The organism is Aeromonas sp. FDAARGOS 1410 (assembly GCF_019048745.1).
In the GTDB taxonomy this organism is placed as follows: domain Bacteria; phylum Pseudomonadota; class Gammaproteobacteria; order Enterobacterales; family Aeromonadaceae; genus Aeromonas; species Aeromonas jandaei.
In genome coordinates, this window is sequence record NZ_CP077401.1 from 531,686 (window position 1) to 544,578 (window position 12,893).

At 60.7% G+C, this 12,893-nt stretch carries 14 protein-coding genes; 4 read left to right on the forward strand and 10 right to left on the reverse strand.

All coding sequences use genetic code 11. The annotated features are described in order from the left end of the window. Window positions 1-4 precede the first annotated feature (4 nt). The 5 genes from I6L40_RS02475 to I6L40_RS02495 all read right to left on the reverse strand — a co-directional run bounded on the left by I6L40_RS02475 (window position 5) and on the right by I6L40_RS02495 (window position 3,886). Window positions 5-769 carry a GNAT family N-acetyltransferase gene (locus tag I6L40_RS02475; RefSeq protein ID WP_071914530.1) on the reverse strand — a complete coding sequence of 255 codons (765 nt, stop codon included), beginning with the start codon at window positions 767-769 and terminating at the stop codon, window positions 5-7. A gap of 81 nt (window positions 770-850) precedes the next feature. After that, a complete protein-coding gene (locus I6L40_RS02480) occupies window positions 851-1,228 on the reverse strand; it encodes a VOC family protein (protein WP_216994944.1) in 378 nt (125 codons plus the stop codon). Window positions 1,229-1,294: 66 nt separating this feature from the next. Next, a complete protein-coding gene (locus tag I6L40_RS02485) occupies window positions 1,295-1,999 on the reverse strand; it encodes a YafY family protein (protein WP_071914536.1) in 705 nt (234 codons plus the stop codon). 65 nt (window positions 2,000-2,064) lie between these two features. Next, complete coding sequence (locus I6L40_RS02490) at window positions 2,065-3,024, reverse strand: helix-turn-helix domain-containing protein (protein ID WP_071914539.1); 960 nt, start codon at window positions 3,022-3,024, stop codon at window positions 2,065-2,067. Between the two features lie 91 nt (window positions 3,025-3,115). After that, window positions 3,116-3,886: an MBL fold metallo-hydrolase gene (locus I6L40_RS02495; protein ID WP_071914542.1), complete on the reverse strand. Its 771-nt coding sequence runs from the start codon at window positions 3,884-3,886 to the stop codon at window positions 3,116-3,118. A gap of 280 nt (window positions 3,887-4,166) precedes the next feature. On the opposite strand from I6L40_RS02495, the gene I6L40_RS02500 reads away from it, so the two are divergent. Both I6L40_RS02500 and I6L40_RS02505 read left to right on the forward strand, forming a co-directional pair. Beyond that, entirely contained in the window at window positions 4,167-4,580 is a 414-nt protein-coding gene (locus I6L40_RS02500) for an Hsp20 family protein (RefSeq protein ID WP_005339298.1), read from the forward strand. Window positions 4,581-4,672: 92 nt separating this feature from the next. Continuing rightward, entirely contained in the window at window positions 4,673-5,113 is a 441-nt protein-coding gene (locus tag I6L40_RS02505) for an Hsp20 family protein (protein WP_216994945.1), read from the forward strand. A gap of 72 nt (window positions 5,114-5,185) precedes the next feature. Here the strand turns inward: I6L40_RS02505 and I6L40_RS02510 are convergent, their stop codons facing one another. Continuing rightward, window positions 5,186-6,436 carry a valine--pyruvate transaminase gene (locus I6L40_RS02510; protein ID WP_127007973.1) on the reverse strand — a complete coding sequence of 417 codons (1,251 nt, stop codon included), beginning with the start codon at window positions 6,434-6,436 and terminating at the stop codon, window positions 5,186-5,188. Between the two features lie 293 nt (window positions 6,437-6,729). Here I6L40_RS02510 and I6L40_RS02515 point away from each other — a divergent pair, with 293 nt between their 5' ends. Continuing rightward, window positions 6,730-6,963 carry a hypothetical protein gene (locus tag I6L40_RS02515; RefSeq protein ID WP_216994946.1) on the forward strand — a complete coding sequence of 78 codons (234 nt, stop codon included), beginning with the start codon at window positions 6,730-6,732 and terminating at the stop codon, window positions 6,961-6,963. Here the strand turns inward: I6L40_RS02515 and I6L40_RS02520 are convergent. Beyond that, window positions 6,893-7,717, reverse strand: a complete 825-nt coding sequence (locus I6L40_RS02520; RefSeq protein ID WP_216994947.1) for a helix-turn-helix transcriptional regulator — start codon at window positions 7,715-7,717, stop codon at window positions 6,893-6,895. The two genes, I6L40_RS02515 and I6L40_RS02520, sit on opposite strands and share 71 nt — an antisense overlap. Window positions 7,718-7,809: 92 nt before the next feature. Here I6L40_RS02520 and I6L40_RS02525 point away from each other — a divergent pair, with 92 nt between their 5' ends. Beyond that, window positions 7,810-8,937: a multidrug effflux MFS transporter gene (locus tag I6L40_RS02525; RefSeq protein WP_216994948.1), complete on the forward strand. Its 1,128-nt coding sequence runs from the start codon at window positions 7,810-7,812 to the stop codon at window positions 8,935-8,937. A gap of 4 nt (window positions 8,938-8,941) precedes the next feature. On the opposite strand, the gene I6L40_RS02530 is transcribed toward I6L40_RS02525, so the two are convergent. The 3 genes from I6L40_RS02530 to I6L40_RS02540 form a co-directional block, all read right to left on the reverse strand. Beyond that, complete coding sequence (locus I6L40_RS02530) at window positions 8,942-9,625, reverse strand: response regulator (RefSeq protein WP_120415979.1); 684 nt, start codon at window positions 9,623-9,625, stop codon at window positions 8,942-8,944. Between the two features lie 58 nt (window positions 9,626-9,683). Continuing rightward, entirely contained in the window at window positions 9,684-12,272 is a 2,589-nt protein-coding gene (locus tag I6L40_RS02535) for a sensor histidine kinase KdpD (RefSeq protein ID WP_216994949.1), read from the reverse strand. A 69-nt stretch (window positions 12,273-12,341) separates the two neighbouring features. After that, a complete protein-coding gene (locus I6L40_RS02540; RefSeq protein ID WP_201963244.1) occupies window positions 12,342-12,869 on the reverse strand; it encodes a potassium-transporting ATPase subunit C in 528 nt (175 codons plus the stop codon). Window positions 12,870-12,893: the final 24 nt, after the last annotated feature.

Genomic DNA, 12,893 nt, shown 5'->3' on the forward strand with positions numbered 1-12,893 from the left:
TTTATCAGAGCATTTTGCTCATGATGACCAGATTGTGTGGGAGCTCGGCACCATCGCTAGCCGTGCGGTGACGCAACGCTGGCACTATGTGGTGGATGACCCTGAACCCCAGCTTGGTATAGAAAGGCTCGGCGGTCTGGGTACCGAGATTGACCTCGTAAACCCCTTGCTGCGTCAGGTACTCCAGCACGGTATTGGCGAGCAGGGTGCCGGTTCCTGCGGGTTGCCCCGGTTGCACCACCACAGTGCCGATATAGGCGAATCGCCGATTGTCTGTGGAGTAGATAGACCCGGACATGCCTCCCTGCAGTTCACCATTCTCATCATGCAGCATCAAAACAAAGGTCGGCCGGATTTTGGGATCCTGCTCATTGACGGCTTCGATGTAGAGGGTTTTGCCTGCTGGCTGAGAACCGCAATGCGCTCTGAAGATTGCAGTGTGATCCGGGCCTGCGGGCATATGAACGGCTTCGGTCTGATAACCGCTTTGAGTGAGAGGGGAATAGAGCTCCTGATACGTGGTGAGTATCACCACCTCATTGATGAGGTGGCCCTGCTGCCGTTGTTCATCGATCAGCTGATCCAGATAATCGAGCGGAGTACCGAGAAAGCTGGCTTCCGGGTAGTGGACGATGACGTTGGGGTTGAAGCCAAACTCCTGCTCACGCAGTTGCAGCAGGGCAAAAAGTGCCAACTGCTTCTCGCTCAGTTCATCGGCTGTGCAGTTCTCTGGCTGATACAGTTTGAGTGGATTATGTCGAGTGGTCATTGTTTATCCATAAAATGATGCGCGCAGATGATAACACAGCCAATGGGATGGGCACGTTCCACGTGGAACATTGAACCGGATTTACCCCAGCTCAGGTGCCGGGCAGTAGAGGCGCAGACGATGGCCATCCGGATCGAGGGCCATGCAGGTGTAGCCAAACTCCATCTTGGTCGGCGCCTGGATCAGGGTGAGCCCGCGCGCCAGCCACTCGGCAGACAGGCTATCGACGGCATCATCATCGGGGAGGGTGAAGGCCAGCTCCATCGCTCCGGCCGTTTGGGTTACTGCGGGCTCGACTGTGGCGCTGGACCAGAGTGCCAGTCTGGCGCCCGATTCGAACACGAACATGGCAAAGGTAGGTGACTCCTCCACCGGCTGGCGACCGAACAACTCGCGGTAGAAGAGCGCGCTGCGGGTCGGATTGGCAACGTAGAGGATGGTGAACTGGGGGACTAACATGGTGATGCTCCTTGCTGATGAGATGGCACATCGGCGCCGACCCCGTCAGCATGGCGCTACCTGCTGTCAGTTTCTGTCAGCAATGAATTTCGGCTGCGGGATCTGCTGGGTGGCGCGCCACTCCTTCAGCAGGCTCTCTCTGCTTTTGGGATAGCGGCAATCTTGCGGTTGCATCCGGGTGATGCGATCAACCCGAAAGTGGCGAAAGCCCTGACGCAGTTCGCACCAGGCCACCAGTACCCGTACCTGTTCGAAGTAGCCGAGGGCAAAGGGCCAGACGGTGCGCTCAGAGGCCTCATCCTTGAGGTCGCGATAGCCCAGGATCACCTTGCGTTGCTGGCGGATGGCACTGCGCAGCGGGGCTTCATCGGTGAGGCTGTTGCTGCGGGAGGTGCCGATCAGCAGGGCATTGCTCTGGAGCTGCTGGCGATAGTCGGCGGGCAGCACGGCTTCTATCTTGGCCAGCGCACTGCTGGCCGATGCACTCAAGGATCCGTCACCGTGGGCGACGACCCAACGTGACCCCAGCACCAGTGCATCCAGCTCCTCTTCATTGAACATCAATGGCGGCAGTATGAAGCCGGGACGCAGCACATAGCCGATCCCTGGTTCACCCTCGATATGGGCACCTTGCGCCTGCAGGGTGGCGATATCCCGATAGAGGGTGCGCAGGCTGATGCCAAGCTTGCTGGCCAGTTCCGCGCCTGTGATGGCGTAACGGTGGCCGCGCAGCAGCTGGAGCAGGGCCAGCAGGCGTTCGGAACGGGACATGGGATGACTCCTCGGGATCTCTGGTTAGCCTGCCATAGCGGAGTGAACGGGTATAGAGGATGTCATCAGACATTGTTGCCGCGAAAAGATCGTCGCCACTCGCTTGGAGAGATGGCAAAGCGGGCGCGGAAGTGATTACGCAGGGAGGTGGCACTTTTGAAGCCGACAATCTCGGCAATGCGATCAATGGAATGGCCGCTTACCTCCAGCAGCTCCTGACTGCGCCTGAGCCGCTCCGCCAGCAGCCATTCACCCACCGAGAGGCCGGTTGCCTGATGAAAACGGCGGGTAAAGGTGCGTCGACTCATCAGGGTGAGATCTGCCAGAGAGTCCAGGGTGTGAGGCTCGGCCAGATGGGCACGCAGGTGATCGAGCAACTGGTTCATCCGGACATCGCGGGTGGAGGCGGGCACCGGCTGCTCGATAAACTGGGCTTGGCCCCCTTCCCGGTGAGGCGGGATCACCAGCCGCCGCGCCACCTTGTTGGCGATGGCCGAGCCGTGGTACTGGCGTACCAGATAGAGGCAGCAGTCCAACCCGGCGGCAGTGCCAGCCGAGGTGACCAGCCCCTCGTCATCCACATAGAGGGCGTTGGTATCGAGCTGCACGCAGGGAAAGCGGTGGCAGAAATCCTGTTCGTACTCCCAGTGGGTCGATGCCTTGCGACCATTGAGCAGCCCGGCGTAGGCGAGCACATAGGTGCCGAGACAGAGCCCGACCAGTCGGGCACCTCTGGCTCTGGCGGCAATCAGGGCATCGAGCAGCGCTGCGGGTGGCCGTGCAGCCGGGTCGTGCCAGAAGGGAATAACGATGATCTCCACCTCGGCCAGCACCTCCAGCCCATGGGGAGCCTGAATAGTGAAGCCTTGCGCCGAGCGTGAATGAGGGTTGCCATCGCCGCAGCAGATCTTGAGCTCGAACAGCGGTTGGCCCGGCAGAATATCGCCGAAGATGAGGCAGGGGACGGCGCAGTGAAAAGGGCTGAAGTGATCGAAGGTCACCACGGCAACGATCGGGGTGGTCATGGTGTTGGCTCCTCTCTGCGCGCAGACCACTCATCATAAGCGTTCGGTAGTGAAAGCCGAAGGGCCATGTCTGGCATGGCCCTCCTGCGGGTCACAGCGATATCGCCTCGCCATCTTGCGGCACCCGTACCCGATCCATCATGCCCCGTTCCGCCAGATAGTCGCGCAGCTCCTGGCGCGACAGCACGGCGTGGTTGACCGCCTCCATATGGCTGGCGATCAGCGTGGCCTGCGGTGCGGCCTGATAAACGGCGGCGACATCTTCCTTGCCCATGATGATGGAACCGAGCCCGGGCACCTGTGCATCGCCACAGTTGAGGATGATGACCTCGGGTTGATGCTGTTGCAGGGCTTGCTCGACCCGGGGATGCCAGATGGTATCACCGGCCAGATAGAGGCACTGTTCATCGGGGTGGGAGAAGACCACACCGCACACTTCTCCCATGCGCTCGCCCAGTACCGCCATCAACTGGTCGCTGCCGTGCTGGCCACCGGTCTGCTGCAGGCGAATGCCGGCAAACTCGGGCTGGTCGCTCAGCAGGCGTACATCCTCAAAGCCACTGGCACGAATGGCATCGGCATCTTTCTGATGTTGCACCAAGAGCGGCAGATGCTTGGGGATCAGGGCTCTGGCGGCGTCATCCCAGTGGTCGGGATGGTTGTGGGTGATGATAACGGCATCCACATCGACCAGCTCATCTATCGGTAGCGGCAGCTCGACCAGCGGATTGCGCAGCTGGCTGTTGGCGGTGCCCTCAAAGCCGGGGAAGACCCCTTTGGCCGAGAGCATGGGGTCGATCAGAAAGCGGGTGCCGCCATAGTCGAGCAGCAAGGTAGCGTTGCGAACCTGGGTAATCTTCATGGGATGGCTCCATGTTGGCTGGTGGATATGCAACCAATTATGGGAGACGGAGCGAGTTGCCATCAGTGGCCCACGGGTCGATTATCATCACTATCGGGCCAACAGGTTGATGTTCAACAGGTCGGCGCGGCCATTTAAAAAATTTGAAAAAATCCCCTTGAAAGGAAAAAGTGAGCCCCTATATAGGTAACAAGGCCGGAACGCTCGACAGAGGTTTCGACCAGGTGCCCGTCCATAAGGAGGGCAAAAAATCCGTTATCGCTCACAAGAGGGTAATACTATGCGTTCTATCGACTTTTCTCCGCTCTATCGTTCTGCCATCGGTTTCGATCGTCTGGCAAATCTCATCGAATCTGCGGCCAGCAATGGCAATGCCGGTTACCCCCCCTACAACATCGAGCAGTTGGGTGACAACGACTACCGCATCAGCATGGCGGTGGCGGGCTTTACCCAGGAAGAGCTGGAGCTGAGCTTCCAGGAAAATCTGCTGACGGTGAAGGGCAACAAGCAGGCCGACACCGGGCGCAACTATCTCTATCAGGGGATCGCCGAACGTGGTTTCGAGCGCCGCTTCCAGCTGGCCGACTATGTGCGGGTGAAAGGGGCCGACCTGAAAAACGGCTTGCTGCACATCGAGCTGGTGCGTGAAGTGCCTGAGGCGATGAAGCCGCGCAAGATCGAGATCAACGGCTGATAGCCTGAATTCACTGAAATTTTAAAATTTCCCGGGTGCCGATGACGGGCCTGTGGAGAGTTGAACCTGTTGCTTATTAGAAGGATAGGATTATGCGTAACCTCGATTTTTCTCATCTCTATTCCAACGCCGTCGGCTTCGAGCGGATGGCCCGTGAGCTGGAAGGTTTGTTCGAGCAGAAGACCGCCGCTTACCCCCCGTACAACATCGAAAAGCGCGATCAGGATGGCTATCGCATCACGGTTGCCGTGGCTGGCTTCGAGCGCGAAGAGCTGGAGCTGGAGACCGAAAACGGCTCCCTCAAGGTGAAGGGTCGCAAAGGAGCTGGGGCCGGTGAGCGTCAGTTCCTCCATCAGGGGATTGCCGAGCGCGACTTCGAGCTTGCCTTCAAGCTGAGCCAGCACGTGGAAGTGCAGGGCGCCAAGCTGGAGCATGGTCTGTTGACCATCGACCTAGCTCGCGAACTGCCGGAGGCGCTCAAGCCCCGCGCCATCCCGATCGGCAAACCCGAGCAGCTGGCGCTGCCCGGCTAAGCAAACCGGATCGCGATAAACAATAAAGGCCTGCAGATGCAGGCCTTTCTGTTTTTGGCTGGCCGGACTGACTTAGCCGGCGTAGAGGGTGTTTATTTCATCGGCCAGAATGGCGATGCCGCGGCGAACCAGCTCCTCGCTTTGGGAGTAGTTGAGGCGGATGCACTCCTGGCTGTGGCGCCACTCGGGGTCATCAATGCCGGGGAAGAAGTAGTGACCCGGCACGATCAGCAGGTTCTTCGCCTTCAGTCGCTCATAGAGTTCCTGACAGTGGATCGGCAAGCCTTCAAACCAGAGCCAGAGGAAGAGAGCGCCTTCCGGCTTGTGGATATGGAAGCGCGGGTCGGGGATCGCTTCGCGCAGCAGCTGTACCGCCAGCTCCGCCTTCTGCTGATAAAAGGGCTTAACCACCTGTTCGCTGAGGGCGATGATCTCGCCGCTCTCTATCATCGGGATGGTGATGGCGGGGCCCAGACTGCCCGGCGCCAGATTGATGATGCCACTCAGGTTGGTGATGGCCTGAATGATCTTCTCGTCGGCGATGACGATGCCGCAGCGGGTGCCCGGCAAGCCCAGCTTGGAGAGGCTCATGCAGAGGATGGTATTGGCGTTCCAGAACGGCTTGGCTTCGCTGAAGATGATGCCCGGGAAGGGAACGCCGTAGGCGTTGTCGATCAGCAGCGGGATTCCCTTGTCGCGGGCGATCTGGTCGAGGTGTTCGATCTCTTCGTCGGTCAGCACGTTGCCGGTCGGGTTGGTCGGGCGGGAGACGCAGATCACCCCGATGTCGTCACCCACCTGCAGGCTCTCGAAATCCACGTGGTATTTGAACTGGCCATCGGGCAGTTTCTCGATGGTGGGCTTGTAGGCCACGAAGTAGTCGTCGGCCAGCGCCGAGTCGGCATAGCCGATGTATTCGGGGGCGAGCGGGAACAGCACCTTTTTCTTGCGGCCATCGGCAAATTCACCGGCCAGCAGGTTGAACAGGTAGAAGAAGGCATTCTGACTGCCGTTGGTCAGGGCGATATTGCGGGCCGAGATATCCCATCCCAGCTCCTTGCTGAGCAGGGCTGCCAGCGCTTTGGTGAACCTGTCTTTGCCCTGCGGGCCGTCGTAGTTGGCCATCGCTTTGACCAGCTCGCCGTTGTCGAGCAGGCTCTTGGCCTCGGCCTGAAAGCGTTCCAGCATGGCGGGGATGGGGGCCGGATTGCCGCCACCCAGCATGATGGCGTCCGGATTGGTCAGCCCCTGATTGAGGTCATCCATGAGTTGGGTAATACCGGCGTGGCGAGTGAACTTCTCGCCGAACAAGGAAAATTCCATTCAGTGACAGATCCAGATTTGAGTTACGGGGATGTAGCACCATAGCTCAGTTTAAAAGCGGGTGTCGATCAAAAAGATGGGACGTTCCACGTGGAACATGGTGCAAAAATCAAGCGTGGTTAAAATCACCAACTGTTGGTTTAAAAATGACTGGGCGGGATGCATTTTGCGACTCAATTTGGTATCGCAAGATAGTTAATTTAAACAAAATCATCATGTTATGAATTGCATGAGGATTGGCACAACTATTGGAATAGCTATCTGGTCATCTCAACCATACCGGAGCAAACCAGATGAAAAGCCTGATCGCTACCCTGATTGTGAGTGCCCTGAGCCTGAACGTGATGGCCAACGAAAACCCGCGGCCCGAGCTGGAGAGTGCCCAGCTGGATCAGGATGTGCAGAGCGAGTTGCAACAGGCATCCCATGCCGTGGTGCAGGATGCGCTGCACAACCTCAAACCGCTGGCGCTGGATACCCTGGTGGTGGAGGCGAGCCAGGCTGTGGCGACTCACCCTGAGAGTTGAGGTAGCGCAGGGGGGTTTGTCCCGTATGTTGTTTGAAGAAGCTGATAAAGGCGCTGTCGCTGGAGAACTCCAGCGCAGCGGCAATCCGGCTGATGGACTCGCTTTCTGCCAGTAGCTCCATGGCGTGCAACAGCCGCCACTGCTGACGCCACGCCTGATAGCTCATGCCTGTCTCCCGCATAAAGATGCGGCCAATGGTCTTGTCACTGGCGCCTATCTGTCCGGCTAACTGATTGAGCCGCTCCGGCAGGGCATCTCCCCGCTTCAACTGCTGTAGCCAGTCGCCCAGTCTGGGATCGGTCGGCAGCGGCAACTGCCACGACTCCCGCGGCGCCAGCCTCAATTCTTCCATAAACAGAGCCACCGTCCGTTGTTGCTGCTCTTGCGGTTTGTCCCACGGCCAGAGCGCCATCCGTTCGATCAGTTCGTGCAGCAGCGGATTGACCGCCAGCACTTCGACCGTGCCGGGCAACTCGGGGTGCGGCTGGAAGTAGAGGGATCGGTAGGCGACGACACCGCGCATCAGTACCCGGTGGGCGGTGCCCGCTGGCAGCCAGGCGGCGCGGGTGGGTGGCAGCAGGCAGACCCGACCTTCCAGCTCCATGGTCATGCAGCCGGATTGAGCGAACAGCAGCTGATGGCGCTGATGCTGATGCCGGCCCGAGTCGTGCCAGCCGAGGGCGGAGGCGATGCCGATCACGCTGCCCGTCAGCTGGTCGGGGTCAAAAGGGTGATCGGGAAGAATAAAGGCCATATGTCCGATTTTTGATGTTTATAGTCCTGCTTATTGTAATCAGACAATCGGCATCTCTCTAGAATGGCGACCTCTTGTGAAGGAGGTTTGTCATGAACAACAAGTTGCCACCGCTCTGGCTGGTGGTGGGATTGATGATGTTTCCCCAAATTGTGGAGACCATCTACAGCCCGGTCCTGACCCACATCGCTACCCAGTTTCGGGTGAGCGAAGGGCAGGCATCCCAGACCCTTTCGGTCTATTTTCTGGCGTTTGCGGTGGGCGTGGTCTGCTGGGGGCGGCTCTGCGATCTGATTGGGCGCCGTCCCGCTATGCTGGCGGGTCTGCTCACCTATGGCGTTGGCACCCTGCTGGCGCTGCTGGCCAATCAGTTTGAAACCCTGCTGCTGGCCCGGGTTATCTCGGCCTTTGGCGCCGCGGTGGGATCCGTGGTGACCCAGACCATGCTGCGCGATAGCTATCAGGGCTGCGATCTGGCGCGGGTCTTCTCGGTGATGGGCATTGCGCTCTCACTCAGTCCGGTGCTGGGGCTGCTCAGTGGTGGCCAGCTGGCGAGCGGGTTCGGCTATCTCGGGGTGTTCAGCGGTCTGCTGGTCCTGGCAGTAGGTTTGCTGCTGGTGACCTGCTGGCAGTTGCCGGAAACCCGTCCGGCCACCAGCCAACGAGTCGCGCTCTGGCCGCTGGCGTGTCGGATGATCAAGGATGGCGGACTCTGGCGCAGTGCCATGCTGGTCGCCCTGTTCAACACTATGCTGTTTGGCTACTACAGTCTGGCCCCCTTCCTGTTTGCCGGATTGGGATTGAGCACCGGCGAGTTTGGCTATTCGGGGATCTTGCTGGCGCTGGCGACTCTGCTCGGCAGCCTGCTCAACAAGCATCTGCTGGGGAGGGGGTGGCTGCCGTCATCTCTGGTCAGATTGGCTTGCGCTCTGGCGCTGGTCGCCGGGCTGCTGGTCTGGGCGAGTCAGTCCAGCCTCTGGTTCCTGTTGCCCATGATGGGTGTGGTGGTGGCCTTCGGGCTGGCTATCCCCAATGTGCTGAGTCAGGCGCTGCTGGCCTATCGCGAGGTAGCGGGCAGCGCTGGCGCCCTGTTCGGGCTTGGCTACTACCTGCTGCTCAGTCTGGGGTTGGCGGTGGCGGCCGGATTGCAGGATCTCGGCCTGTTGCTGAGTGGCTGTGGTCTGTTGGCGCTGATTTGCTGCGGGCGTCGTTCCACGTGAAACGTCAGTTGCCGATAAAGCGGTAGCCGATACCGGATTCGGTCTCGATAAGCGTCGGTTGCTGGGGGTTATCCCCCAGCTTTTTGCGCAGGCTGGCGATGACGATGCGAAGGTAGTGGGTGTCCTCTTTGTGGCTCGGCCCCCAGATGTCATTGAGCAGCTGGGTCTGCATCACCAGCTTGCCGGGGTGGCACACCAGCGCCTGCAACAGGGCGAACTCCTTGCGGGAGAGGGGGATCTCCTCCTCCTTCATGGTCACCTTGTGGCTGCTGACATCAAGCGTCAGGCCGCATTGGGGGAAGTGGCGCCGTTCGCCGCTGCTGACGCCAGCACGTTGGCGCAACAGCACGCGGATGCGGGCCATCATCTCGCCGATGCCGAACGGCTTGCTCATGTAGTCGTTGGCGCCGGCATCCAGCAGCCGCACCTTCTCCTGCTCAGAATCGCGGGCCGACAACACCAGCACAGGATTGGGGTGATGCTCGCGAATGGCCTGCAATACCTGAATGCCATCGCCATCCGGTAGACCGAGATCGAGGATCACCAGATCGGGGTTGAGGTGGCGATATTGCTCCAACCCCTCGGTGACGCTGACCGCTTCGCTTACCTGATGCCCTTCGGCAATCAGGCTGATCCGCAGAAAGCGACGGATCGCCGCTTCATCATCTATGACCAGAATGTGCGCCATCGAACCTCCAGAGGCGAATGGTGGGAGGGGCTGAGTGACTCGAGCAGGCTTTCAGCCATCAGACCTCCGGTGAATTGAGCGCGAGCGGCAGGGAGATACGCATGCAGGTGCCGTTGCCATTGGGGCCGGAGAAGGCCCAAATCTTGCCGCCGTGGGCCTCTATCATAGCGCGGGAAATGGCGAGGCCAAGTCCGGTGCCACGGCTACCGCAATCGCCCACCGGCTGGGTGTAGAAGAGGTTGAAGATCTTCTCCCGATCCGATTCGGCGATACCGACCCCGATATCGATGATGTCGATGATGAGGTCGGGTTCGGCCACCATCACCTTGAACTCGATGGGGGTGCCTGCCGGCGAGTAGCGGGAGGCGTTGTCGAGGATATTGACCAGCACCTGCTCGATCAGGGCGCCGTGCACATAGAGCTGGGGCACATGCTGATCGAAATGGACCAGCAGCTTGTGCTGGCGCCAGGAGGATTCGAGCCGCTTGCGGGCGCTCTCCACCAGATCCGCCAGATCGACCCAGTCCCGTTTCAGCTGGAAGTCGGGGGAGCCGATACGAGTCATATCCAGCAGATTTTGCACATAGCTGTGCAGGCGGCGCGCCTCCTCCTGCACCGAGTGGAGCAGTTCGTCGCGGTCTTCGGCGGGGATCCGGTCACCATATTCCAGCAGGGTGCTGCCAGCCCCCATGATGGTGGCCAGCGGCGTCTTCAAATCGTGGGAGACCGAGGAGAGCAGGGCGGCGCGCATCCGGTCGGTCTCCGCTTGCAACTGACTGTCGGCCAGCCGCTCGTTGAGGTCGATCCGCGCCAGCGCGGCGCGAATATCGGTGAGCAGCGCCTGCAGCTGATGCTCGGCGGAGGAGGAGAAAGGATTGGCCAGCGTTATGCCGATCACCAGATCGTCGCTGAGATGGTGATACTGGGCCTCGGCAGCATTGAGGGTGGCGGTGTGGGCTCCGGCGCTCTGCTTCTGGGCCAGACACCAGTCGATGGCCGCCTTGTCGGTCTGGCCGGGCCTGTGCTTCTCGTTGCCGAGCCGATCGTTGAACTCCTTGTCGATCACCACGGTCGGCTGGCCGAGCGCCAGCGAAATGGCCTGGGCACCTTGTCTCAAAACTTCCTCCGGGCTGCTGGCGGTGGCCAACCCCTGACTGAGGGAGAGCAGGGCATTGCCCAACTGCTGGGTCTCGCGCAGACCGATCAGCTGTTGCCGCTGGCGGGAGGCGAGCCGTCCCGCAGTCATGCCGACGATAAGCAGCACAAACAGGGTGAGCAGGTCGCTGTGGTTGGCGACGCTCAGGGAGAAGTAGGGGGCGGTGAAGAGCAGATTGTGGGCGATAAAGCCCAGCACCGCTGCCAGCGTGGCGGGCACCAGACTGGTGGTGAGGGCGGTCGCCAGCACCCCCAGCACGAAGATGAGCGGCAATGCTGCGGGCGGCAGCCAGTAGGAGAGCCCCCAGGCGGCGGCCGAGGTGATCCCCATGATGGTCACCGCCAGCAGGCTGTGGTGAATATCCTTCGGGGTCGGGACGCACATCCCCACTTCGGGCTTCTGCTTCTCGGTATCGACCAGGGTGATTTCGAGCCCCTGAGCCTGCTTGAGCAGGTGTTGCACCAGCGAGCGACGCCACGGCGCCTTGTGAGGTTTGCCGAGCAGAAGCTGGGAGACCTGCTGCTGTTCGGCAGTCTCCAGCAGGGTATTGGCGACCGCCGGACTGGAGAGGGTCAGCACCTTGGCTCCCAGTTGGGAGGCGAGCGCCAGCGCCTGCTCCACGTCGGCCGAGCTGCGGCCATTGCTATCCACGTGCACTACCAGCCAGGGTAGCTGGCGACGCTGGGCAAAGCGGTGGCCATAGCGCACGAGCGCAGCCCCGTGCTGGTTGCCGAGGCAGACCATCAGCTTGCCCCGCAGCGGCAATGTGGTCTTGCCCGCCGCCTGCCATTGCAGTTGCAGATCGCCCTCCACATGGCTGGCTGCGGTTTGCATCGCCAGCTCCCGCAATGCAGTGAGGTTGTTGAGGGAGAAGAAGGATTGCAGGGCGGCCTTGGCCTGATGGGGTACATAAACCTTCCCCTCGCGCAGGCGGCCGAGCAGCTCCTTGGGGGGGAGGTCGATAAGGATAATGCTGTCTGCATCGAGCAGAACCTGATCGGGCAGGGTCTCTTTGACCCTGACCCCGGTCAGCTGCCACACCAGATCGTTGAGGCTCTCCAGATGCTGGACGTTGAGTGTGCTATAGACGTCGATACCGGCGTTGAGCAGCTCCTCGACATCCTGCCAGCGCTTCTCGTGGCGGCTGCCAGGGGCGTTGCTATGGGCCAGCTCGTCCACTACTGCGATGGCCGGCTTGCGTGCCAGCAGGCCGTCGAGGTCCATCTCCTCCAGCCGCTGCTGACGGTGCATGTGGATCTTGCGCGGCTGGATGGCGAGTTTGTCGAGCAGGGCCAGCGTCTCCTGCCGGCCGTGGGTCTCCACCACGCCGATCAGGATGTCGACCCCCTCCTTGGCCTGTTCCCGCACCGCCTGCAACATGGCGTAGGTCTTGCCCACGCCGGGGGCGGCCCCGAGAAAGACTTTCAGCTTGCCCTTGTGCTCTTGCTCCAGACTTGCCAGCAGGGCGTCAGCCCTTACCTCATCACGCATGCTTATCCCTATCGAGCCAACTGCCCGCGTCGAAAATGGAGGTCAACGCCAGATCGGCAAGGAGCGCCCTCAGGCGCCCTTTTGATGATCCAGTTGCAGGTTCAGCTGGAGAATGTTGACCACCTGCGGGCCAAGGATACCAGCTTGTGTGGCCGACTTGACCTGCTCCGTCAGTTGGGCGGGATCCAGTCCACGTTCTCTGGCGACGCGATCCACCTGCGCCAGCACCGCATCGAGTGGCAGATGGGGATCGAGGCCAGAGGCGGAACGGGTCAGCATGGCAGGAGAGCTGGTTTCAGGCTGTGCCTTGGCGGCCTGTTCGGCGAACTCTGCCCGCAGCGGTGAGCTCATCCCCAGATTGCTGGCACTACCGCCAATGGTGTTGAAATCACTGGCTGAAGGGCGGGGGTGGAAGTAGTCAGCCCGCTCGAATTTCTGCCCCAGCAGGGCGCTACCGATGAGCTGCTGCTTGCTGTCGGTCAGCTGGCTGCCGTTGGCCTGCCAGGGGAAGAGCAGCTGGGCCAGTCCGGTGACGGCCAGCGGATAACCCACGCCCAGCAGCAGGGTCAGGGTCAGCAGGGTTCTGATTGCGATCATGATGGATATGCTCCGAATTCGTTG